General features: G+C 70.7%; 20 protein-coding genes, 1 tRNA gene and 2 pseudogenes. 13 read left to right on the top strand and 10 right to left on the bottom strand.

The genetic code is table 11. The features are described from left to right. Positions 1 to 22: 22 nt before the first annotated feature. From ACOOE8_RS11335 to ACOOE8_RS11320, 4 genes and pseudogenes are all read right to left on the bottom strand, one after another. Entirely contained in the window at positions 23 to 562 is a 540-nt protein-coding gene (locus ACOOE8_RS11335; RefSeq protein WP_420391581.1) for a hypothetical protein, read from the bottom strand. Between the two features lie 76 nt (positions 563 to 638). Further along, a complete protein-coding gene (locus ACOOE8_RS11330; RefSeq protein ID WP_420391580.1) occupies positions 639 to 1160 on the bottom strand; it encodes an NAD(P) transhydrogenase subunit alpha in 522 nt (173 codons plus the stop codon). 585 nt (positions 1161 to 1745) lie between these two features. Then, positions 1746 to 2912, bottom strand: a pseudogene (locus ACOOE8_RS11325) (Re/Si-specific NAD(P)(+) transhydrogenase subunit alpha); the annotation flags it as partial. Between the two features lie 123 nt (positions 2913 to 3035). Further along, positions 3036 to 3197, bottom strand: a complete 162-nt coding sequence (locus ACOOE8_RS11320; RefSeq protein ID WP_420391579.1) for an aa3-type cytochrome c oxidase subunit IV — start codon at positions 3195 to 3197, stop codon at positions 3036 to 3038. A gap of 141 nt (positions 3198 to 3338) precedes the next feature. Between ACOOE8_RS11320 and ACOOE8_RS11315 the strand changes: the two genes are divergently transcribed. After that, positions 3339 to 4235, top strand: coding sequence for a mechanosensitive ion channel family protein (locus ACOOE8_RS11315; protein WP_420391578.1), 897 nt, complete (start codon positions 3339 to 3341; stop codon positions 4233 to 4235). A gap of 30 nt (positions 4236 to 4265) precedes the next feature. On the opposite strand, the gene ACOOE8_RS11310 is transcribed toward ACOOE8_RS11315, so the two are convergent. Then, complete coding sequence (locus tag ACOOE8_RS11310; RefSeq protein WP_420391577.1) at positions 4266 to 5198, bottom strand: DUF5996 family protein; 933 nt, start codon at positions 5196 to 5198, stop codon at positions 4266 to 4268. Between the two features lie 611 nt (positions 5199 to 5809). Here ACOOE8_RS11310 and ACOOE8_RS11305 point away from each other — a divergent pair. The 5 genes from ACOOE8_RS11305 to ACOOE8_RS11285 all read left to right on the top strand — a co-directional run bounded on the left by ACOOE8_RS11305 (position 5810) and on the right by ACOOE8_RS11285 (position 11231). Beyond that, positions 5810 to 7291: an FAD-linked oxidase C-terminal domain-containing protein gene (locus tag ACOOE8_RS11305; RefSeq protein ID WP_420394689.1), complete on the top strand. Its 1482-nt coding sequence runs from the start codon at positions 5810 to 5812 to the stop codon at positions 7289 to 7291. A 1-nt stretch (position 7292) separates the two neighbouring features. After that, complete coding sequence (locus ACOOE8_RS11300) at positions 7293 to 7928, top strand: Rap1a/Tai family immunity protein (protein WP_420391576.1); 636 nt, start codon at positions 7293 to 7295, stop codon at positions 7926 to 7928. Beyond that, complete coding sequence (locus tag ACOOE8_RS11295) at positions 7925 to 9121, top strand: FAD-binding protein (RefSeq protein WP_420391575.1); 1197 nt, start codon at positions 7925 to 7927, stop codon at positions 9119 to 9121. Before ACOOE8_RS11300 ends, ACOOE8_RS11295 begins: the two co-directional genes overlap by 4 nt. A gap of 248 nt (positions 9122 to 9369) precedes the next feature. After that, a complete protein-coding gene (locus ACOOE8_RS11290; RefSeq protein WP_420391574.1) occupies positions 9370 to 9705 on the top strand; it encodes a hypothetical protein in 336 nt (111 codons plus the stop codon). A gap of 71 nt (positions 9706 to 9776) precedes the next feature. After that, the gene (locus ACOOE8_RS11285; protein WP_420391573.1) at positions 9777 to 11231 is read left to right on the top strand and encodes a heterodisulfide reductase-related iron-sulfur binding cluster; all 1455 of its coding nucleotides are present in this window, start codon (positions 9777 to 9779) and stop codon (positions 11229 to 11231) included. Positions 11232 to 11320: 89 nt separating this feature from the next. Here the strand turns inward: ACOOE8_RS11285 and ACOOE8_RS11280 are convergent, their stop codons facing one another. The 4 genes from ACOOE8_RS11280 to ACOOE8_RS11265 all read right to left on the bottom strand — a co-directional run bounded on the left by ACOOE8_RS11280 (position 11321) and on the right by ACOOE8_RS11265 (position 14305). After that, positions 11321 to 12055 (bottom strand): PRC-barrel domain-containing protein, encoded by a 735-nt coding sequence (locus ACOOE8_RS11280; protein ID WP_420391572.1) that lies wholly within the window; start codon positions 12053 to 12055, stop codon positions 11321 to 11323. 127 nt (positions 12056 to 12182) lie between these two features. Then, a complete protein-coding gene (locus ACOOE8_RS11275; RefSeq protein WP_420391571.1) occupies positions 12183 to 13385 on the bottom strand; it encodes an alpha-hydroxy acid oxidase in 1203 nt (400 codons plus the stop codon). Between the two features lie 124 nt (positions 13386 to 13509). Then, positions 13510 to 13586, bottom strand: a tRNA-His gene (locus tag ACOOE8_RS11270). A 221-nt stretch (positions 13587 to 13807) separates the two neighbouring features. After that, positions 13808 to 14305: a phasin gene (locus tag ACOOE8_RS11265; RefSeq protein WP_420391570.1), complete on the bottom strand. Its 498-nt coding sequence runs from the start codon at positions 14303 to 14305 to the stop codon at positions 13808 to 13810. Between the two features lie 227 nt (positions 14306 to 14532). Here ACOOE8_RS11265 and ACOOE8_RS11260 point away from each other — a divergent pair, with 227 nt between their 5' ends. After that, a complete protein-coding gene (locus tag ACOOE8_RS11260; protein ID WP_420391569.1) occupies positions 14533 to 15498 on the top strand; it encodes a hypothetical protein in 966 nt (321 codons plus the stop codon). A 31-nt stretch (positions 15499 to 15529) separates the two neighbouring features. On the opposite strand, the gene ACOOE8_RS11255 is transcribed toward ACOOE8_RS11260, so the two are convergent. Continuing rightward, on the bottom strand, positions 15530 to 16036 hold the full coding sequence (locus ACOOE8_RS11255) for an Lrp/AsnC family transcriptional regulator (RefSeq protein WP_420391568.1): 507 nt from the start codon (positions 16034 to 16036) through the stop codon (positions 15530 to 15532). 131 nt (positions 16037 to 16167) lie between these two features. Between ACOOE8_RS11255 and ACOOE8_RS11250 the strand changes: the two genes are divergently transcribed. The 6 genes and pseudogenes from ACOOE8_RS11250 to uvrB all read left to right on the top strand — a co-directional run. Beyond that, positions 16168 to 17103, top strand: coding sequence for an ELM1/GtrOC1 family putative glycosyltransferase (locus ACOOE8_RS11250; protein ID WP_420391567.1), 936 nt, complete (start codon positions 16168 to 16170; stop codon positions 17101 to 17103). Positions 17104 to 17164: 61 nt separating this feature from the next. Further along, positions 17165 to 18175, top strand: coding sequence for a thioredoxin-disulfide reductase (gene trxB / locus ACOOE8_RS11245; protein ID WP_420391566.1), 1011 nt, complete (start codon positions 17165 to 17167; stop codon positions 18173 to 18175). Between the two features lie 122 nt (positions 18176 to 18297). After that, positions 18298 to 19188: a LysR family transcriptional regulator gene (locus ACOOE8_RS11240; RefSeq protein ID WP_420391565.1), complete on the top strand. Its 891-nt coding sequence runs from the start codon at positions 18298 to 18300 to the stop codon at positions 19186 to 19188. Continuing rightward, a complete protein-coding gene (locus tag ACOOE8_RS11235) occupies positions 19176 to 19907 on the top strand; it encodes a heparan-alpha-glucosaminide N-acetyltransferase (RefSeq protein ID WP_420391564.1) in 732 nt (243 codons plus the stop codon). The genes ACOOE8_RS11240 and ACOOE8_RS11235 overlap by 13 nt, the downstream gene beginning before the upstream one ends. A 144-nt stretch (positions 19908 to 20051) precedes the next feature. Then, a complete protein-coding gene (locus tag ACOOE8_RS11230; RefSeq protein WP_420391563.1) occupies positions 20052 to 20393 on the top strand; it encodes a hypothetical protein in 342 nt (113 codons plus the stop codon). Between the two features lie 335 nt (positions 20394 to 20728). Then, a pseudogene (gene uvrB / locus ACOOE8_RS11225) lies at positions 20729 to 22973 on the top strand (excinuclease ABC subunit UvrB); the annotation flags it as partial. Positions 22974 to 23244 lie beyond the last annotated feature (271 nt).

The following is a 23244-nucleotide window of genomic DNA, read 5'->3' as shown; positions in this document are numbered from 1 at the left end:
CCGCGCGTGCCCGGGCGAGGCCTCACTGGTCGTCGAGCGGGGTGATGGTGCCGCGCGGGAGCTCGACGCCGGCGAAGCCCGGATAGGTCTGCTGCAGGATCGCCGCCTGGTTGGGGTCGTCGAGGCGCAAGAGGTACCACGTCCCCTCGTCGAGGAGCGCCAGCGTGGCGTTCTCGAACCTCATCCGGCCCACCCCCTCGGCCTCAACCACGGTCGTCGTTGGGAGCAGGAGGTAGGGTGTGCCGTCTTCCAGGGTGCGCCGCTCGGCATCGGTGACCCTCATGTCGAACTCCTCGAGGGTCGCCTCCTCGAAGATCTCCTCCATCTGGTCGACGACCACCGCGCGCAGCGTCGCGACGTCGATGCCGTGCTGCTCGGCGATGGTCTCGTAGATCCTCGGCGGCACGATCGACAGGACGGTCTCGAAGTTCCGCCCATCGATGGCGGCGTTGAACTCGTCGACCCGCTCGACCAGCGCGGCCTCCTCAACGCTTGTGAGGTCGCGCGCCGCGGCCGGCAGCGCCAACAGCAGCACGAGCGCTGCGGCAACGACTGGTCTCATCGGTCGGCTCCCATCGGTTGGCGGGCGCGGTCGCCACCGCGGCGTGTGATGGCCGCGGGCGTGGCGCGCGACGGCGTCATCGCTTCTTCTTGTACATGCCGAGCATGCGCTGGGTGACGAGGAAGCCGCCGAAGATGTTCACCGAGGCGAGGATGAGCGCGACGAACCCGAAGGCCTTGGCCCACAGCGCGCCGTCCGCCTCGGACAGCGAGACGCCGGTGGCGAGCAGCGCGCCGACCACGATGACCGAGGAGATCGCGTTGGTGACGCTCATGAGCGGCGTGTGGAGCGCCGGCGTCACCGACCAGACCACGTAGTAGCCGACGAAGATCGCGAGCACGAAGATCGCGAGCCGGAAGATCGTGGGGTCGATGGCGCCGCCGCTCGCGGCCGACGCGGCGACGGCGATCGCATCCGCCTCGAGCGCCGCGACGCCGGCCGCGTCGGCCGCCGTGGCCGACGCGCGCAGCGCCTCCGCCGCGTTGGTGGCCGCCTCGGCGGCGGCGGTAGCCGCGGTGGCCGCCTCGCTGGATCGCGCGGCCGCCTCGGCGGCGGTGCGAGCGGCCTCAACGGCGGCGGCGGCGTTGTCCTCGTTCATCGTCTTCCTCGTCCTCGGCGCCCCGGGTGGTGACTGGCGGGCCGCACCGGGCGGTGGTTGGGTGCGCCGGGCCGCTCGTTAGGCGGCTGTGCCCGGCGCCGAAGGTTTGGTGCTAGGGCCGTCCTTGGCGTTGCTGCCCTTGGGATCGGAACCCTTGGGATCGGAACCCTTGGGATCGGAACCCTTGGGATCGGAACCCTTGGGATCGGAACCCTTGGGATCGGAACCCTTGGGATCGGAACCCTTGGGATCGGAACCCTTGGGATCGGAACCCTTGGGATCGGAACCCTTGGGATCGTCGCTTTGGGGACCGGCGCCCTTCGCGTCGGAGCCTTTGGGATCGGAGCCTTTGGGATCGGCGCCTGTGGGATCGGCGCCTGTGGGATCGGCGCCTTTGGGATCGGCGCCTTTGGGATCGGCGCCTTTGGGATCGGCGCCTTTGGGATCGGCGCCTTTGGGATCGGCGCCTGTGGGATCGGCGCCTGTGGGATCGGCGCCTGTGGGATCGGCGCCTTTGGGATCGGTCTGCCGTTGGGCGGAGCTCGCCTCGGCGGACGGGCCCTTGCCGGCCGCGGCGGCCGGCTGGGCGGGCGCCGGCGTGGCGCCGGGCGCCGGCTTGGGCGGCGCGTCGCCGAAGTTCTGATGGACGAGGGCGCCGTCGCGCGTGAGGAGCGTCGCCGTCAGGAGCTCGTCCTCCCAGTCGGGCTCGAACGCCTTGGTCTCCTTGTCGAGGAGGACGGTGTCGACGAACGTGTAAAGGTTCTTGGCGTAGAGCAGCGACGCGGTCGCGGCGATGCGGCCCGGCACGTTGCCGTAGCCGATGATGGTGGCCGGCCCCACCGTCACCACCTCGCCCGCGACGGAACCCTCGACGTTGCCGCCGCGCTCCACGGCGAGGTCGACGATCACCGAGCCCTGCGGCATCGAGGCGACCATGTCCGCTGTCACGAGCTTCGGCGCAGGCCGGCCCGGGATCAGCGCCGTCGTGATCACGATGTCCTGCTTGGCGACGTGGGAGGCGACGAGCTCGGCCTGCTGGCGCCGGTAGTCCTCGCTCATCTCCTTGGCGTAGCCGCCGGCGGTCTCCGCCGCGCGGAACTCGTCGTTCTCCACGGCGACGAACTTCGCGCCGAGGGAGGCGACCTGCTCCTTGGCCGCGGGACGCACGTCCGTCGCAGAGACCGCACCGCCGAGGCGCCGCGCCGTCGCGATGGCCTGCAGCCCGGCGACGCCGGCTCCCATCACGAACACCTTCGCGGCGGGCACGGTCCCAGCGGCGGTCATCATCATCGGGATCGCGCGATCGAACGCGGCGGCGGCGTCGATGACCGCCTGATAGCCGGCAAGGTTCGCCTGGCTCGACAGGATGTCCATGGACTGCGCCCGCGTGATGCGCGGCATCAGCTCCATGGCGACGGCAGCGACGCCCGCGTCGGCCATCGCCTGCAGCCCCTCGCGGTCGCCGTAGGGGTCCAGCGCGCCGATCACGAAGGCGCCGCGCTTCATGGCCGCGAGCAGCTCCGGCCGCGGCCGGCGCACGACGAGGACGACGTCGGCCCCCTCCACCGCCTGCTCGGCGGATCCGACGATGCCAGCGCCCGCCTCCTGGAACGCCTCGTCGGTCACGCGGGCGGACGCGCCAGCGCCGCGCTCTACGACCACCTCCGCACCCGCCTTGACGTAGCGCTTCACGACGTCCGGGGTAGCGGCGACGCGTGTGTCGTCAGCCTCGGCGGCAACGGCAATCTTCAACGCAAGCCCCTTCGACGGATGTTTCTCGGATGCCGGACTGGCCGGCGCAGCGGAGCCGGGCACCGGCTCGGCCCGGCCAGCGCCTCCCGTCGCCGCCACCCCGACGCCCGTCCAGCGGACGTCCTACAGGAGGAAGACTGCCATGCCGATCAACACGAGCGCAACAACGCCGACGGTCCACTTGATGAGGTTGAGGAACGTCTCGAACGTGCGCTGATGATCGTCGATGCTCGTGCGGGGCGCCTCCGCATCCCCCTCGACGGTCTGAGTGTGCTCGCCGGACATCGCGTGTCATCCCCCTGCGGTCGGCCAGCCTTCTAGTCGCCACGCTGCGCGCTGGCAAGAAAGCGAGGAGCGCCGTACCCTTGCGCTCGGCCGCGCCGGCCGCTCTGTCCTTCCCCTTCCCCAAACGTAGCCGACGATCCCATGGAAGCCGTCTCCGTCCTCGTCAACCAGATCGACATCATCGCGCGGGGCGCCGTCCGCCTGCTGCCGATGCTCGTCGTCGCGATCCTCGTCCTCGCCGCGACCGGGGTGTTCGCGCGCGTCGCAAGTTCCGTCGCGACGCGGCTCGGCGCACGGGCGCGGTTGCGCCCGTCCCTCGTCGCGCTGTTCGCGCTCCTCGCCTCGATCCTCGTCTGGTTCGCCGGCGTCCTGATCGCGGCGGTCATCCTGTTCCCCGACCTCACGCCGGCCTCGATCCTCGCCGGGCTCGGCATCGGCTCGGTCGCCATCGGCTTCGCCTTCAAGGACGTGTTCGAGAACTTCCTCGCCGGCGTCCTCATCCTGTTCCGCCGCGAGATGAGGATCGGCGACTTCGTTCACTCCGGGGACTACGAGGGCCGGGTCGAGCGCATCACCATCCGCGAGACGCACGTGCGCCAGACCGATGGGCAGCTCGTCATCATCCCCAACGCGACGCTCTTCAAGGAGCCGCTGCGCATCATCACCGACCTCGACGTCCGCCGCACGACCATCATCTGCGGCGTCGCCTACGGCGAGGACGTCGATGCCGCGCGCGCCGTCATCAAGGCGGCGGTGGAGCGCTGCCGCACCGTGATCCAGGACGACAACGAGGTGCAGATCTTCGCCCAGGGGTTTGGCGCCTCCTCCATCGACTTCGAGGTGACGTGGTGGACGGGCTCCACGCCCGTGGACGTGCGCCGCTCGCGTGACGAGGTGGTGGCCGCCGTCAAGCGCGCACTCAACGAGGCGGGCATCGAGATCCCGTTCCCCTACCGCACCCTCACCTTCAAGGAGCCGCTGCCGCTCGCCCGCGCCGACGGCTCCGACGCCGCTGGAAGGGTCGACGACGCGGCGTAGCGCTGCCGCTCGTTGCGGCGGCGTGCCCGGTCAGACAGGACGGGGCACCCGCGGGACGCCGCGCGGCGCCTCGAGCGGCGCAGCGTGCCACCCGCCGCGCTCGGCCGCGGCGCGGTACGTGGCGTCCAGGAAGGCGAGGAGGTCGTCCCGAGGGGTGTCGCTCCGTGCGAGCGCCTCGTAGGGCAGGAGGAACTCGCCCAGCGTCTCGTCGTACCGTGCCGCGGCCGGGGCCACCGGCATCGCGCCGAACCCTTCGGGCGTCGGGTAGGCGTAGGCGTACACCATCGCCTCATCGACGCCACCACCGCCCGGCCAGAAGCCGGCCGACGAGACCTCGTGGGAGTACGCCTCCCAAGTCACCGCGTCGGGGAGCGCAGCCATGCCACCGGGGTGGCGCGGCGCTTCGCGTCCAGAGAAGCGCGTGACGGCAAGGTCGAACGAGCCCCAGAACAGGTGGACGGGCGACACCTTGCCGAGCCAGCCCGAACGGAACTCCTCGAGCACGCCGGCCACGGACGCCAGCGCGCGGTGCCAACGGCGCACCTCCTCGCCGTCGTAGGGCCGCCCGTCGCAGTCCTCGCGGAACGGCGTGGGGTCGGGCACCTCGTTCGGCGCGCCGTCGATCGTGGGGGTGCCGCCGACCGAGCGCACGGCATCGCGGAACCGGTCGAAGAAGTCCGCCACGGACATCGGCCCCAGCGCGACGTGCGCGCGTTGCCCGCCCATCGCCTCGACGATCACCGCGCCCTCGTGGACGTCGAGGCGAACCTCGGTGGGAACGGCCGGGTCATGGATGGTGCCGGTGGTCAGCCCTCGCGGCGTCGGGTAGAGCGTCGCATGCCAGGAGTGATTGATCCACGGCGTGTGCGCCAGTCGGTACTTGCCGATGATCTGGCAGTAGAGGTGCAGCGCGCGACACGTCTCCTGCCACGGTGCGTAGGGGATCTCGGGCCAACGGGACATCGGAAGCTCCTCGGTGGAAGGCCCGTCTTACCGGACGGGACCTCGGCCCGCACCCCGAAGCCTCGTTGGCGGCCTCGCGAGCGTGCGGCCACCCTCGTGGCCGCTGCGCCGCGAGGTCGGCCGCCGCCACGGGGGCCGCTGGGCTACGGGCGCCGCCCGGCATCAGCCATCGACGCTTGTCAGATCGGGGCGAGGCCGGGCCGCACGACGCCCTACGGACCGACAAGGTCCTACATCCCCTTCCCCAGAACGCAGCGAACGCGAGGAGGAGCGTGCGGCGGCCGGGTGCCTGCCGCGGACGGCGTCCGCCGTCGGCGGTGTGGTCCACCGCGCCGTCGGTGAGGGGCGTCGGGCGAACCGTCGGCCATGGCGAGGAACCTGACGGGGATCGGGAGTAGCGACGCGGACCCGCGCCAGCGCCTTACCGCCCCAGCCCGCCGCTGTCCCTACCAGCACATGAACCCAAGTATCGACCTCGGCTGGGGCGGCCGTGGGACCGACCCGGCCGACCGAAAACGCCGCACCGTGGGCTGTCCCGCGTTGCAATTGCGGCCACGGCGCGCAACTTAGCTCGCAGTACGCAGGATGAGGCGCCCGTGACCAGCCTGACGATGCCGAGACCGGACGACAAGGTCCTCGCCCGGCGCGCCGAGATCGTGGCTGCGCTGCGCGCGATCGTGCCCGGCGAGGGCACCGTCGACGACGAGGTCGGCATGCGCACTTATGAAATGGACGGGCTCACCGCCTACCGTCAGATGCCCTTCGTGGTCGTCCTGCCCGAGACGGTCGACCAGGTCGCCGCGGTGCTGAGGTACTGCCACCAGAACGGCATTCGCGTCGTCCCACGAGGCGCCGGCACCTCACTGTCGGGCGGCGCGCTGCCGCTCGCCGACGCGGTGCTCGTCTCCATGATGCGCTTCAACCGCATCCTCGACATCGACTATGACAACCGCACCGTCACCGTGCAGCCCGGCGTGACCAACCTCGCGGTGACCCAGGCCGTCAGCCACGAGGGGTTCTACTACGCGCCCGACCCCTCCTCGCAGATCGCCTGCTCCATCGGCGGCAACATCGCCGAGAACTCCGGCGGCGTGCACTGCCTGAAGTACGGGCTTACCACCAACAACGTGCTCGGCCTCGAGGTCGTGACCATCGAGGGCGAGGTCCTGCGCATCGGCGGCAAGCACCTCGACCAGGAGGGCTACGACTGGCTCGCCTTCATGGTGGGCTCCGAGGGGCTCCTCGGCGTCGTCACCGAGGTCACGGTGCGCATCCTGCGCGCGCCGGAGACCGCACGCGCCGTGCTCGTCGGCTTTCCAAAGACGGAGGACGCCGGCCGCGCGGTCGCCGCGATCATCGGCGCGGGCATCATCCCCGGCGGGATGGAGATGATGGACCGCCCGGCGATCCACGCGGCGGAGGACTTCGTCCACGCCGGCTACCCGCTCGACGTCGACGCGCTCCTCATCGTCGAGCTCGACGGACCGCAGGTGGAGGTCGACCACCTCCTGGAGCGCGTCGAGGCGCTGTGCCGCGACAACGGTGCGACCCACGTGCGCGTGTCCCAGGACGAGGAGGAGCGCGCGAGCTTCTGGGCCGGGCGCAAGGCGGCGTTCCCCGCAGTCGGCCGCATCTCGCCGGACTACCTGTGCATGGACGGCACCATTCCTCGCCGCGAGCTGCCTCGCGTCCTCAAGGGGATGGCCGAGCTGTCGGACAAGCACGGCCTGCGCGTCGCGAACGTGTTCCACGCCGGGGACGGCAACCTCCACCCGCTCATCCTGTTCGACGCCAACGAAGAGGGGCAGCTCGAGCGCGCCGAGGCGTTCGGCGCCGACATCCTGAAGCTGTGCGTCGAGGTGGGGGGCTGCCTCACCGGCGAGCACGGCGTCGGCGTCGAGAAGCGCGACCTCATGGGCGAGATGTTCAACGAGGACGACCTCAAGCAGCAGCAGCGCGTGAAGTGCGCCTTCGACCCGAACCACCTACTCAACCCCGGCAAGGTGTTCCCGGTGCTGCACCGCTGCGCCGAGCTCGGCCGCATCCACGTGCACCGCGGGCGGCTCCCCTTCCCCGACATCCCGCGGTTTTAAGATGAAGGTGACGCTCCCTGCGGCGGTCCTCGGTGTGGGCCTCCTCGTGGCGCCGGCCGCGGCCCAGCAGGCGGCGCAGCCCACGGACTACTTCAAGACGGCCGGCAACTTCCTCGCCAACTGCGACGCGCGGGCGGACGCGGGCGGCGAGCGCCCCCCCGAGAACTACCTTTGCCTCTCCTACGTGTCGGGGCTCATCGAGGGGTACACCGTCGCCGCCATCGCCAACGGCAACCTGCGCCCCTACTGCCTGCCGCGGCCGGTCACCCTGGTCGAGATGATGGACCTGATGGCGGTGGCCATCGAACGCGGTGCGCCGCCACAGACCCCGACGGCACAGGTGTTCCACAACATCCTCGCCGTGAGCTTCCCCTGCGACCGCCCGCCGGGCCTGCCGAGCGTAGCGCCGACGGACGATCGCAGCGAGGTTGGCATCGAGCGGCCCGACCCCGCGTCGATCGAGGAGCCCGGGCGTCCCGCGGCGCCCGGGGCATCGGTCGACGGCGCGTCCGAGGAAGCCGCCGACGACCCAACGCGCCCGCTGGTTCCGCCGACGGTCGCCAACCCCGGGACGGAGCCACCGGTCGGGCTTGGGGTCCCCGTGGACGGGCAGCAGGGCGTGCAAGCGCTCGAATGACGTCGACGCTGCGACCTGCGACGAACGGGGAGGTCGAGGACGCCGTGCGATGGGCGGTCTCCGCCGGCGAGCCGCTCGAGGTCGTTGGCGGTGGGACGAAGCGGTCCATCTCCCCACCAACCCAAGCCGGGTACACACTGGAGGTCGCCGGGAACGCTGGCATCGTCGCCTACGAGCCGGAGGAGCTCGTGCTCACCGTGCGGCCTGGGACGACGATGGACGTGCTCGCCGAAGCGCTCGAGGAGGCCGGACAGATGTTCGCCTTCGAGCCTCCCGACCTCACGGCGCTCCTTGGCGGGGAGGGCGCGGCGACGTTCGGCGGCACTTACGCCACCAACCTCTCCGGCCCGCGGCGGCTGTCCGCCGGCGCGGTGCGCGACCACATGCTGGGGCTCGCCGCGGTCTCGGGGCGCGGCGAACCGTTCAAGGCCGGGGGCCGCGTGGTCAAGAACGTCACCGGCTACGACCTCGCGCGTGCCCTGTGCGGCTCCTGGGGCACCTTGGCGGTCGCCACCGAGCTCACGGTCAAGGTGCTGCCGCGTCCGCAGGCGGAGACGACCGTGGTGCTGTCCGGGCTCGAGCCGGCCGGCGCGGTGGCGGCGATGGCGCGCGCGATGGGCTCGCCGACGGACGTCTCGGGCGCCGCGCACCTGCCGGCGGACGTCGCGCGCCTGGTCGTCAGCGAGGCAGCCGCGGCGGCGACGCTGCTGCGCGTCGAGGGGTTCGGCCCGTCCGTCGCGGCGCGCGTCCATGCGCTCGTGGCGATGTTCGAAGGTGTGGACGTCGCGACCGTCGAGGCCGACGCCTCGCGCGCGATGTGGCGCGCGGTGCGCGACGCGACGCCGTTCGTCGGAACCGGCGGCGTCGTGTGGCGCTGCTCGGTGGCGCCGAGTGCTGGCCCGACCGTCGCGGCCGCCGCGCCCGTCGGCAGCCGCACCTACTTCGATTGGGCCGGTGGGCTCGTGTGGATCGAGGCGCCGGCGGACGGGGACGGCGGTGCCACAGCGATCCGGGGCGCGGTCGCGGCCGCCGGCGGCGGACATGCGACGCTGCTGCGTGCGCCGGCCTCCCTGCGCGCCTCGGTCCCGACCTTTCAGCCTGCGTCCGATGGATTGCGCGCCCTCGCCGATCGGCTGCGCAGCGCGTTCGATCCCCAGGCGATCCTCAACCCCGGCCGGATGGCCCGCGCGTGAGCGAGCGCCCCGTCGACGACTAAGGGGTCAGACCGCCGGGGACGCGCAACGCGCAGCGCACCACGACCGTTGGGAGTCCGATGACGGACAAGCGTCCCCCCACGCGCCAGCGGGCGAGCGTCCCACGGTCGGGCCGACGGGTGGGGCCCACCCTCGAGCCCGTGACGGGCGAGGCGCGGTCCCGTCAGGAGGGCAACCCACGCACGCGGGCGCGAGCCCCCGTGGCCTCGCGGCGGGGGCGCGTGCCCATGGGTGAGGCCAGCGAGGTCTCCGCGACGTTGGTCTACGCCGCCTACCTCGCGAGCCCCGCGCTCCCCATCGTCGCCATTGTCGGGATGCTCGTTGCGACCCGCACGCTGCGTCGCCGTCCGCCGGTCTGGCTCGCCTCTCACGGCGTCTACCAGGTGCGCACGTTCTGGGGCGCCCTCGCCGGCTACCTCTTGACCCTCGCCCTCGGCGTCGCCGGCATCGACGTCCTAGTGTACCCGCTGGTCGCCCTGTGGCTCGTCGCCCGCTCGGTGCACGGCATCGTCCGCGCCGCGCGATCGCAGGGCATCGAGGACCCCTACGCCTTCTTCGTGTAAGGCCGTCGCGCAGGCGGCGCGGACGAAGGAGCGCATTCCTCCCCACCCCAAGATCGCGTAGCGTCCCTGCCATGCAGACAAACTTCACCGGCGAGCAGCTCCAGGATCCAGCGATCCGCACCGCCGACGGCATCCTGCGGGCGTGCGTCCACTGTGGGTTCTGCACCGCCACCTGCCCGACCTTCGTCCTCCTCGGGGACGAGCGCGACAGCCCGCGCGGGCGGATCTACCTCATCAAGGACATGCTGGAGAAGGATCGGCCGGCGACTGCGGCGGATGCGCTTCACATCGACCGGTGCCTGTCCTGCCTCGCCTGCATGACGACGTGCCCTTCGGGGGTGCACTACATGCACCTCGTCGACCACGCGCGCGCCCACATCGCGCGGACGTACCGCCGTCCGCCCGCGGACCGTCTCCTGCGCACGGTGCTGGCGAAGGTGCTGCCCTACCCGCGCCGCTTCGGCCTCGCGCTGCGTCTTGCTCGGCTGGGACGCCCGCTCGCCGGCGTCCTCAAGGCGCGCGGGGGTCGGGTGAGGCCGAGGCTCGCCGACCCCAACCGTTCCGACAACGAGAACCTGCCGATGAAGGGCGTCACCGCTCCCTCGGCGGTCAACGAGGCGCGCACGACGGCGCCGCGCGCGGACACCCTCGCACGGCTAGGTGCGATGCTCGAGCTTGCTCCGGCACGCCTGCCGTCCCGTCGCCAGCGGCCGCGCCCGGCGACCTTCGCCGCGCCGCAGCGGGGCATGCGGGTCGCGCTGCTGACGGGGTGCGCGCAGAGCGTCCTCGCACCGTCGATCAACGAGGCCACCGTGCGCCTGCTCAACCGAGCCGGGGTCGACGTGGTGCTGCCCCGTGGCGAGGGATGCTGTGGCGCCCTCGTCCACCACATGGGCCTCGAGGCGGATGCGCACGCCGCCGCGAAGGCGAACATCGTCGCCTGGCTCGGCGAGGCAGAGCGCGGGCTCGACGCGATTGTGGTGACCGCCTCGGGCTGCGGCACCACGATCAAGGACTACGGCTTCATGCTGCGCGAGGACGCGGCGTGGGCCGAGCGCGCCGCGCGCGTGTCGGAGCTCGCCAAGGACGTCACCGAGGTGCTCGCCGGGCTCGACCTTGGCCCACCCGCCCGTCGCACCGACGCCGTCGTTGCCTACCACTCGGCGTGCTCCATGCAGCACGGCCAACAGATCCGCCGCGAGCCGAAGGCCCTGCTCACCGCCGCAGGCTTCGCCGTGAAGGACGTGCCCGAGGGCCACCTGTGCTGCGGCTCGGCCGGCACGTACAACATCATGCAGCCGGGGATCGCCGCGCGCCTCAAGACGCGCAAGCTCGCCAACATCGCATTGACCGGGGCCGACATCATCGCGACCGGCAACATCGGCTGCATCACGCAGCTCGCCGGGGAGCGGCCGGTGGTCCACACCGTCGAGCTGCTCGATTGGGCCTATGGGGGGCCCGCACCCGCGGGGGTTGCCGACCAACTCCAGGGCGCGGACGGGCTGGCCGTCATCAAGCCGGCGTGATGCGCGGCGGACGCTGAGAGGCAGGCCGGCAAGGAAAGGGCCCGGCGAACCGGGCCCTCGGGGTCGTGCGGGATCGGGCGAGCGGCGCGTCAGCTGCGCTCGTAGCCGCGCTCCATCGCGTCGTAGTCGAACTCGCCGAGCTCGCGCACGTCGTCGTCACGGTAGGGCATGTCGTAGTACGGACCGTACGGGTTGTAGCCCCCCGCCGTGCCGGCATACGGCATCGCGCGGTAGCCACGCGCGCCGAACCCCGAGTCCGGGCTCACGATCACCGCCTCGACCCTGCCGTCGAGGATGATCGCGTCGCGCACATAACCGTAGTTCGTCACCTCGTTGGCCTCGCCGGACAGCCGGGCGTAATCCCCGAGGACCTCCGAGAGGCGGTAGCGCTGGGGACCGACCTCGGCGTCGTCGACCCGCGTGGCGACGTCGGAGCCGATGTCGTCCGGCATCCTGTCCTGATTGAACACGGTGAAGTCCGGCAGCGTCTCTTCGGTGATGTCGAGCTGAACCCCCTCCGCGGTGAGGCTCACGTTCGACCACGGCACGCTCACGTGGGTGTCGCCGATGTCGAGGAACCCTCCCACCTCGGCAATCACGGCGACGATCTCACCGTCGGAGCCGACGACGAAGTCCTCGAGCTGACCGATGTCCTCTCCGGTGGCGTCGAACGCGTCGGCACCCTCGACGAGGTCCCTGGCGCTGTAACCCTCGGTGTAGAGCGTGTTGTAGTCGTAGCTGTCGAGCGCAACGATGTCCTGCGCGGCCACCGGCGAGGCAGCGAGCGCGCCAAGCAGCGCGAGGGCGGTGGATTGACGGAACATGGTCGACCTCCATTATCGAAGTGGCAGCTCATCACCGCCTTGAGCTAAAGCAACGGCCCCTCGCCGGCTGCCGTTCCCCTAGCCGATCGCCGCACCGGGACGGCAGCGCGACCTGCTCAGCGTCCCGTCACGCGCCGACGGCGACGAGCTCGCGCTCCCGGGGCTCCTCCACGATGGGTGCGGCGCGGGGCACGCCACCCCACACGTTGTGCGTTCCGACGTTCGCGACGTCCGTCTCACCGGCGAGCGCCATTGTGATGTCGAGCTCGCGGGCGATGATCTCGAGCGCGCGGGTGACGCCGGCCTCCCCCATGGCGCCGACCCCGTGGACGTAGGCGCGTCCGATGGACGTCGCGTGCGCCCCGAGCGCCAGCGCCTTCATGACGTCCTGACCGGAGCGGATGCCGCCATCCATGTGGACCTCGATGCGGTCGCCCACCGCCTCCGCGATCTCCGGAAGCATGTGGATCGAGGCCGGCGCACCGTCGAGCTGGCGGCCGCCGTGGTTCGACACAGTGATGGCGTCCGCCCCGGTCTCCACGGCGATCCTCGCGTCCTCCACGTCGCCGATCCCCTTGAGGATGAGCTTGCCGTCCCACTTCGACTTGATCCAGTCGACGGACGACCAGTCGAGCGTCGGGTCGAACTGACGGTGCGTCCACTCCGTGAGGGAGGACATGTCGTCGATCCCCTTCACGTGGCCGACGATGTTGCCGAACGTGCGCCGCTTCGTGCCGAGCATGGCAAGGCACCACCGCGGGTGGCGCATGAGGTCGGCGACGACCTGCGGCGTCATCTTGGGTGGGGCCGAAAGGCCGTTCCTAAGGTCCTTGTGGCGCTGTCCGAGGATCTGGAGGTCGAGGGTGAGGACGAGGGCCGAGCAGCCCGCCGCCCTCGCGCGGCCGATGAGCTCCTCCACGAAGCCGCGGTCACGCATGACGTAGAGCTGAAAGTAGAACGGCTTGTCGGTGGCGGCCGCGACGTCCTCGATGGAGGCGATGGACATGGTCGACAGCGTGAAGGGGACGCCGAACTTCTCGGCGGCGCGCGCGGCATGGAGCTCGCCGTCGGGGTGCTGCATGCCGACCATGCCGACGGGCGCGAGGTACACCGGCAGCGCCGTCGGCTCGCCGAGGATGGTCGAGGACAGCGCCCGTCGGTCGATGTTGCGCGCGACGCGCTGGCGCAGCTTGATCGCGGCGAACGCCGTCTCGTTCTCCCGGTAGGTGCCCTCGGTGTAGGAGCCAGAGTCCGCGTAGTCGTAGAACATCGTCGGCGTGAAGCGACGATGGCGCTCGCGAAGGTCCTCGATCGTCAGGATTGGTGCCACCTTGCCCTCCCACACGGCGCCGGATGCGCCCATGATAGACCTTAGCGCCGCGAGGCGGCCGCGAACACTCGCGCCAAAGGTCACGGCCGTCGACGATGGCGATCGGAAGGCTCGATCGAGGAGATGGTACCGACGGCTGGGGTCGAACCAGCGACCTCCGGATCCACAATCCGGCGCTCTAACCAACTGAGCTACGTCGGCCCGTTGCGGCCGGCGCCCGCCTCACGCGCGGTCGCACCCTGGTGCTGGCCCGCGCGTCGAGCCGTCCGCCTCGGCCAGAGGCCGCGCGCCGTCTCCGACGCAAGCGGGCGTCCACGCGCGGCGCATATGGCACAAAAGTAGCGCGCCGGGAAGCCCGGCGCGCTACTGTCGTCCCGTCGTCGTATGGCCGCCCCACGGATCGCGCAGGTCGGCCAGCGAGCTCACGCGTTGAACTTGTGCGTGGCGCGCTCCCAAGCCTCGCGCATCGGACCCGAGGTCTCGGTGGCGAGCCGCTGGGCGGTCTCCTGCATCTCGCGGGCCTGCGAGGCGAACGCCTCGAACTGCTCGCGGGCGAACTTCGTCTGCAGCTCGACGGCCTCCGACACGGTCTTGGCGCCCGCAACCTCCTTGGCGAAGGCGAACACGCGATCGGTGTTGGCCTGAGCCTGGTCGATGAGCTTCAAGTTGATGTCGGTGAACGACTTGCGGGCGTTCTCGTAGGTGTCTTCCATCATGTCCGTCGTTTCCTCTGCAGCGTTGCGTGCGGTCTCGTACATTTGGCGGGCGGTGGAGATGCTCTGCTCGGCCATCTCGCGCACGAGGTTCGGTGCCTCGCGGCCCGGCATGGCCGACGCGAACTGATCGCTCGCCCGGTCAGCAGTCCGGAACGCCTCGTTCGCCATCGCGTCCGGGTTCGGCGTGTTCTCGTTAGTCGACATTCGTGACTTCCTCATGGGTTCGTTGGCGAGGCGCCCATCGCAAGGCTGGAGGGCCATGCCTCGCCGCCGCCATCCCCCATGTAATCCATCGATTGTGCAGTGCAACATAGATTTGGGTGCGACTGCGAAAAAGTTGGCTGCTGGGCCCGTGGGCGCGTGCCTTAACCGGTCGTCAGCACCCCACGGGCGATCGGTGGCTGAGGTTGGACCACGAAAAGGAGGGAGCCATGGAGAGCGGCGAGATCCCCATCGATCTTGAGAAGCTCAGTCGCCCGGATGCGGAGGCGTTCCGCTCCATCGCCATGGCCCTCGGCGCGCGGTTCGCAGGGGACCTTGTAGAGCCGATCCTCGCCGCACCGGTCGACCCGTCCTCGCGCGTCGAGCCGACGCCTGGGACGGCGCGACAGGCCATCGCCGAGCACCTCGATCCGGTGCGCGCAGCCATCCTCGAGCGCCTGCCCATCGCCGCCGTCGTCATCCTCGAGGATGATCGCGTGGCTCTCTTGAACCGCGCCGCCGCCACGATGTTCGGCGTGTCGGACGTCGATGCGGTCGATGGGCTCGGCGGCATCACCGCAGTGTTCGCCGGCGCGCGTCCGCGTGTGGCGGGGCTCGTCGCCATGCGCACCGCAGCCGGAGCCTGCTTCGAGGCGCGCGTCACGATGGTGCCCATCGACTGGCGCGACGGCAGGGCGCGCCTCCTGACGGTCCTGCCGGCGGCGAGCCCAGCGTCCGTCGAGCCAGCTGTCCCCGGGCCCGCGCGCTCGGCGGCTGCGACGCAGGCGCCATTGCCAGGATCCAACCCAGTTTCTCCGCTCTGCAAGGCGGTGCACGAGGTTCGACGGCTCGTCCCCCACGCGGCGGTGCTGGTCGTATCGAGCGGCGATGAGCGAGCGACCGCTGGGGACGCGGTGTCCGATGACGCGATGACCCGCCTGCTCCGCGCGGTCCTCCTCGGCATCCTGTCGCGCGCGCGCTCCGACGCGGTGCTGACCGTGCGACGCCAGGGAGCCGGTGCGTCGATCGACCTGCCGCCCGGTGTCGGAACGTCGCTCCTGGAGCTGGTCCTGTCGGCACGCTGGCGCAGGCTCGCGGACGACGCCGGCTGCACCGTCAGCATCGAGCATGCTGCGCTGACGGTCGCAACCTTCGGTGCCGACGCCGACTCGCCGACGCCGCAGGCCCGTGGATGAGACGCGCCAGCGGCTACGGGCACACGGTGCGTTAGACGGCGACCTTCGCCTTGACGGTGCGCGGCATTGCGACCTCCATCGGGATGCGTGGCTCGGACTTGGATTGGCGAATGGTGAGCGAGGTGCGCACGCTTTCGACGTTCTCGGTGGCCGTCAGCGTCTCGATGATGAAGTTCTGGAACGAGCGCAGCGTGTCGCTGATGCAAAATAGGATGAAGTCCACTTCCCCGGACACCATCCACGCGTCACGCACCACGGGCCACGCCCGCAACTCCTCCTCGAAGCGGACGAGTTCGGCCTCAGTCTGGTTCCGCAACCCGACGAAGGCGAATGCCGACAGGTCGTAGCCCAGCTCCTTCTCGTCGATGAGCGTGCGGTACCCTGTGATGATCCCGTTCTGCTCCAATGCGCGAACACGGCGCAGGCACGGAGGCGCGGAGATCCCAGCGCGACGGGCGAGCTCGACGTTGGTCATGCGACCGTTGCCCTGCAACGCTGCAAGGATCTTCCAGTCGATGGAATCCAGGCGGACTTTCATGATGAGGTCGCGCGTTTCTAGTTGGTCGGCTGTCCCGACGGGTGGGTCGGCTGTCCCGACTGGGGTCGGGAGGACTTGTGTCCGTGCGGAGCGACTTCAAGCATCAATGTGCAAAAGATGGTTGTCAGAGGATGCATTGTGCCGGCGAGGGCTGCATCATCGTTGCGGTTCGGGGAAAGAAGGGCCACGAACGTCAAGCGATCGCGGTCGCCGAGCGGCTTGGCCTCGCAGTTCGGGTCGTGGAGCACGACGCAGTCGATCCCGCCCGGGTGACGGCTGCGTTGGTGCTAGCGGCCGGACGGCAGGCGATCGCACCCGCGCGGCGCATCGTGCGCCTTCCCCACCCGCGTCCTGTGGTCGGCGTCATGCAGCCCGTGGCGTGGCGGCCGTCGGAGTTCGACTTCGTGTGGGCGCCGCGCCACGACCGTCGGCTCATCGACCCTGGGGCGCGCAGCCGGATCGAAACGCTGACGGCACCGTCCGCGGTCGGCGCGGCGCAACGCGGCGCCGGACGACGGCGCCTCGCCGAGCGGGGCGCTCCGGACGGGCCAGCCCTGGGCGTCCTCGTCGGCGGCGCGACGCGGTCCCACCGGTTCGGCCCACACGAGGCCGCGACGCTCGCCGCCGACTTAGCCGCTTGCGCACGAGCCAACGGGGTCGCCCTCCTGGTTACAACTTCCGGTCGCACGGGAGGGCGCCAAGCCGTCACCCTGCGCGAGGGGCTGTCGGAGACACGCCACCTGTTCGTCGATGCGAAGGATCCCGACGCCTCGCTGATGTACGCTGGCATCCTCGACGTCGCGCGGGCCTTCGTCGTCACCGCGGACAGCGTTGCAATGCTGAGCGACGCCGCGACGACCGGCCGGCCCATCTTCGGCTGGCCCCTTCCTGGGGGCAAGGCGCGCTTCGAGCGACTCTACGCCGACCTTTTAGCCTATGGTGCCATGCGCTGGTTCGATGGGGAGGTGCCGAGCTGGTCCTACCCGCCGCTCGACGCCGCCGAAGAGGTCGCCGCCGCGGTACGATCGCAGCTGGGGTTGTTCGATGGTGCAGCGCAGCACAGATAGTTGGCCTGGAGATGGCAACACGATGAGGGGCGGCGCGCTCCGCAGCGCAGGACAACCACTGATGGACGACGAGACGGACCACGTGGCGACTGAGGACGGCGGCGAGGACGCCACCCGCACCAAACTCCTCATCATCGGAGCGGGCCCAGCCGGCTACACCGCCGCGATCTACGCCGCCCGGGCGATGCTCGAGCCGGTGCTCGTTGCCGGCATCCAGCCGGGCGGACAGATGACGGTGACGACCGACGTGGAGAACTACCCGGGCTTCGCGGACGTCATCCAGGGCCCGTGGCTGATGGAGCAGATGCGGGCCCAGGCCGAGCACGTCGGCACGCGGATGGTCTACGACCACCTCGTCGACGCAGACCTCTCGCGTCGTCCGTTCCGCCTCGTCGGGGACACCGGCACCACCTACCTCGCCGACGCGGTGATCCTTGCCACCGGGGCCCAGGCGAAGTGGCTGGGGTTGCCCTCCGAGGAGCAGTTCAGGGGCTACGGCGTGTCCGCCTGCGCCACCTGTGACGGCTTCTTCTATCGCGGCAAGGAGGTGCTCGTCGTCGGCGGTGGCAACACGGCGGTGGAGGAGGCGCTCTACCTGACGCACCACGCCGCGAAGGTCACGCTCGTCCACCGGCGCGACACGCTGCGCGCCGAGAGGATCCTGCAGGACCGCCTGTTCGCGCATCCGAAGATCGAGGTGATTTGGAACGCCGAGCTCGCTGGGGTCGAGGGCGGAGGCCAGCCGCCCGGCGTCACCGGAGCGCGGCTGCGGGACATGGCAACGGGTGAGGAGCGGACGCTCTCCGTCGACGGCATCTTCATCGCCATCGGCCATGCGCCGGCCACCGAGCTGGTGGCCGATCAGCTGCGCCTCAGGAACTCGGGGTACGTGTGGACCGAGCCCGACTCGACGCGGACCTCGGTCCCCGGCGTGTTCGCGGCGGGCGACGTGACCGACGACGTCTTCCGGCAGGCGGTGACCGCAGCCGGGATGGGCTGCATGGCCGCACTCGAGGCCGAGCGCTGGCTCGCCGCCGAAAGCGAGACGACGCAAGGCGAGCTCGCGGCCTGACATGGGGAGGATCGCGTGACCTGCGCACCGTGCGGCGACACGAACCGTCGTCGCGTGGCGCCCATGCAAGCGACGCCGCCCCGCCAGCCCGTCGCCGGTGAGCGCTCGGCGCGGGGGGCGTGATGGACTGGGACAAGCTGAGGGTCTTCCACGCCGCAGCGCGCAAGGGCAGCTTCACCCACGCCGGGGATGACCTTGGCATCAGCCAGTCGGCGGTGAGTCGGCAGGTGCACGCGCTGGAGACGCAGATCGGCGTGCCGCTGTTCCACCGCCACGCCCGCGGCCTTCTCCTCACCGAGCAGGGAGAGAAGCTCTACCGCACCACGAGCGGCATCGCTCGCGAGCTGCAGGCGGTGCATGGCGCGCTGGTCGATTCGCGCGACCGACCCCGCGGCACGCTGCGCGTGACGACCACCATCGGGCTCGGCTCCACGTGGCTGTCCTCGCGCATCAAGGACTTTCTGGACACCTATCCCGACGTCCAACTCGCGATGATCTTCGACGACAACGAGCTCGACATCGGCATGCGCGAGGCCGACATCGCGATCCGCTGGCGCCAGCCGACCCAGCCGGACCTTGTGCAGCGGCGCCTGTTCACCGTGCACTTCCACGTGTACGCGTCCACCGGCTACGTGGAGGCGCACGGCGCGCCACGCTCATTGGACGACCTCTCCGAGCACAGGATCGTCGCCTTCGGACCCAACCCTCCGGCTTACCTGCGCGACCTCAACTGGCTCGAGTGCGTCGGCCGCGCCGCGGACGACCCACGGCCCTCAGCGTTGCGCATCTCCAACATCTTGGCGCTGAAGACCGCGGTTGCCTCCGGTGTCGGCCTCGGCGTCCTGCCGGACTTCGTCGTGGAGGACGACGCGAGCCTCGTGCGCCTCGACCTCGGCGCGCAGGGGCCGACCTACGACCTCTACTTCGTCTATGCGGAGGAGCTGCGCTCGTCGGCGCGCGTACGGGCGTTCCGCGACTTCATCGTCAAGAAGGCCGAGGAGTGGCGCTACTGACCGGGGCGGCGCCACTCGCGCCGACCCGCTCGCAGCGCATCCCGTGGCTCGACGCGGCGCGCGGCGTCGCGATCCTCGCCATGGTCGCCTACCACGGCGCCTTCGACCTCGCCTTCTTCGGCCACGTGGACTGGCCGGTGGCGAGCCACCCCCTGTGGCGCGCGTTCGCGGCGGGCATCGCGTCGACGTTCCTGTTCCTCGTGGGCGTCAGCCTCGTCGCCGCCCACGGCGAGCGCGTGCGCTGGCGCGCCTTCGCCCGCCGCCTCGCCATCGTTGGCGCGGGGGCGGCCGCGGTGACGGTCGGCACCGTGGCGACCATGCCGGCGCCGATCTACTTCGGCATCCTCCACGCGATCGCGCTGTTCAGCGTCCTCGCGCTGCCCTTCCTGCGGGCGCCCGTCGGGCTCACGCTCGCGGCCGCGGCGACGGTCTTCGCGCTCCCGTTCGTGGTGTCGGACGAGGCGTTCCTTGCGCCCTGGGCGTACCCGCTCGGGCTCGCGCCGCACCCACCCGTGACGTTCGACTACGAGCCGGTCTTCCCATGGCTCGCGGTGACCTTGTGCGGCGTGGCCCTCGGGCGCGTCGTGCCGCTGCATCCCGCGCTCGGCCGGTCGCCGTGGGGGTTCCTGGCGCTCCTCGGCCGCTGGAGCCTCGTCATCTACCTCGTCCACCAACCGGCGTTGTTCGCCGTCCTCATGGCGGTCGACGCCTTGATGTGAGGCGGAGCAGGCTCTGCCTTGATCCGCCCTATTCTCCTTGCCACGAACGCACACGTGGCAACTGGTCGACGGTGTGCCCCTTTTTTGTCATGGAGCGTTCAGCCCGTCGTGCGATGCTGATCACGAACATCGCTGATCCCATCCATGCGCTTGCCAGCCTCTGCTCCCCTCGTCCTCGCCGGCCTCCTGCTCGTGTGTGCCGCGCAGAGGGCTGACGCCGTCCCGCTTGCTCGGGCCGCTGCAGCGCCGTCGGCAGGGGCCGTCGAGGGGCTGACGCTCGCCCAGGGCGCCTGCGGCCGCGCGAACTTCGTCTGCCGTCAGCGCTTCGGCGGCGGACGGGACTACCGCCGGTGCATGCGGCGTCAGGGCTGCGGCACCGGTGCGGGCGGTCGCAACCGCTGCCAGTCGCGCGCCCGCTTCTGCGCACGAAGATTTCCACAGGGCTCGCCGCGCTTCGGCCGCTGCCTCCGCCGCGGCGGCTGTTGAGCACGCCGAACCGCGTTGTCCGCGCGGCTCGGCGACCCCATAATGGCGCCATGTCGGAGAAGGCAGACTCCCGCGCGCGCTCGGACGACGACGCGCGCTCCATCGGCGCGTTCGCCCGCGAGGTCGAGGACCACGAGGCGGACGGGTCGGCCGCGCGCGTGACCTCACCGCCGAAGCTCACCAAGCGCAAGGCCGTCCAGAAGTCCGACGCGCCCGTGCGGCGACGCGACCGCACGGACGCGCCGGCGAGCCGTGCCAGCGTCGCGGAAGGCCCCGTGGCGTCACGGTCGCCCGAGGCAAGGCCCAAGCGTGCCCAGGGCAACGCCGCGTCCGGCCGCACGGCGCGCGGCACGTCGATGGGCGGCCGTGCCTCGGCCCGCGAGCGTGCCGGCGCAGGGCTCAACCCCATCCCCGGCCTCGACATCGCCCTCGAGGAGGCGGAGAAGCTGCCCGAAGGGGGGGCCACGGCCACCGTTGCCGCCCTGGAACGCCTCATCCAGGACGGTCGCCCCGAGTTCCGGGCGGGCGAATGGCAGCCTCACCGTCCGGCGCGGCCGACGAAGTCCGAGGGCGGCGTCCGGCTCGACCTTGTGTCCCAGTACGAGCCGAAGGGTGACCAGCCGCAGGCCATCGAGGAGCTCGTCGCCGGGCTGGGGCAGGAGGAGCGCTGCCAGGTCCTCCTCGGCGTCACCGGCTCGGGCAAGACCTACACGATGGCGCAGGTCATCGAGCGGATGCAGCGTCCGGCGCTGATCCTTGCACCGAACAAGACGCTCGCGGCTCAGCTCTACGGTGAGTTCAAGTCGTTCTTCCCGAACAATGCCGTCGAGTACTTTGTCTCGTACTACGACTACTACCAGCCGGAGGCCTACGTCCCGCGCACGGACACCTACATCGAGAAGGAGTCGTCGATCAACGAGCAGATCGACCGGATGCGGCACTCGGCGACGCGCGCGCTGCTCGAGCGCGACGACGTCGTCATCGTCGCATCGGTGTCGTGCATCTACGGCATCGGCTCGGTGGAGACCTACACGGCGATGACGTTCGCCATCGAGGTCGGCGAGCGGCTCGACCAGCGCCAGCTCCTCGCCGACCTCGTTGCACTCCAATACAAGCGCTCGGACGCGAACTTCGTGCGTGGCACCTTCCGGGTGCGCGGCGACACCGTGGAGATCTTCCCCGCGCACTACGAGGACAGGGCCTGGCGGGTCTCGCTGTTCGGCGACGAGGTGGAGGCGATCACCGAGTTCGATCCCTTGACGGGTCAGAAGTCCGAGGAAATGGAGCTCGTCAAGGTCTACGCGAACTCGCACTACGTGACGCCGCGACCGACGCTCCAGCAGGCGATGCGCTCCATCAAGGAGGAGCTCGGCTTCCGCTTGAAGGAGCTCACCGCCGCCGGCCGGCTCCTCGAGGCCCAGCGGCTCGAGCAGCGCACCCGCTTCGACCTCGAGATGATGGAGGCGACCGGGGCCTGCAACGGCATCGAGAACTACTCGCGCTACCTCACCGGCCGAAAGCCGGGCGAGCCGCCGCCCACGTTGTTCGAGTACCTGCCGGACAACGCCATCGTGTTCCTCGACGAGAGCCACGTGACGGTGCCGCAGATCGGCGCCATGTACCGCGGCGACTTTCGCCGCAAGGCGACGCTCGCCGAGTACGGCTTCCGCCTGCCGTCGTGCATGGACAACCGCCCGCTTCGCTTCGAGGAGTGGGACATCATGCGCCCGCACACCATCGCGGTCAGCGCCACCCCCGGCTCGTGGGAGATGGAGGAGGCCGGCGGCGTCTTCACCGAGCAGGTGATCCGCCCCACCGGGCTTATCGACCCGCCGGTGGAGATCCGCCCGGCCAAGCATCAGGTGGACGACGTACTCGGCGAGATCCGTGCCGTCGCCGAGGCGGGCTACCGCACGCTGGTCACCACGCTGACCAAGCGCATGGCCGAGGACCTCACCGAGTACCTGCACGACAACGGCGTGCGCGTGCGCTACATGCACTCCGACATCGACACCATCGAGCGCATCGAGATCATCCGCGACCTGCGCCTCGGCACCTTCGACGTGCTCGTCGGCATCAACCTCCTGCGCGAGGGGCTCGACATCCCCGAGTGCGCTCTGGTGGCGATCCTCGACGCCGACAAGGAGGGCTTCCTGCGCTCCGAGACGAGCCTGGTGCAGACCATCGGCCGCGCGGCGCGCAACGTCGACGGCAAGGTGATCCTCTACGCCGACCACACGACGGGCTCCATGGAACGCGCCATCGCGGAGACCAGCCGGCGGCGCGAGAAGCAGCTCGCCTACAACGCCGAGCACGGCATCACGCCGGAGAGCGTCAAGCGCAACATCGGCGACATCCTGCAGTCCATGTACGAGCGCGACCACGTGCGCATCGACAAGGGGATGGCGGGCGAGGCGCCCGGCATCGGCCATAACATGGCGCCGACCTTGGAGGAGCTCGAGCGGCGCATGCGCGACGCCGCGGCGAACCTCGAGTTCGAGGAGGCGGCCCGGCTACGCGACGAGATCCAGCGCCTGCAGAAGACCGAGCTCATGCTCGCCGAGGACCCGGCCGCCCGCCAGCGCGACATCGAGATGGCAGCGGGGCGCTACTCCGGCGAGCGCTCGTTCAACTCCGCCGCCAACCTGAAGACGCGGGCGAGGAAGCCCAAGCCCGGCGAGATGGGCCCCGGCACGGACCGCGGCCGCCCGCTGCGCGACGGCGAGGCCGACCCGCCGACCCGTGCACGGAAGAACACGCTCGACGAGATGACGGTGAAGCGCACCGAGAAGCCGCGCCGTAAGGACGAGGACGCCGCTGGCCTCGTCATGCGCCATAAGGTCGGCGTCGG

It is taken from the genome of Acuticoccus sp. (assembly GCF_965213555.1).
In the GTDB taxonomy this organism is placed as follows: domain Bacteria; phylum Pseudomonadota; class Alphaproteobacteria; order Rhizobiales; family Amorphaceae; genus Acuticoccus.
Note: the sequence above shows the minus strand (reverse complement) of the source record. Positions and strands in the feature narration are given on the sequence as shown.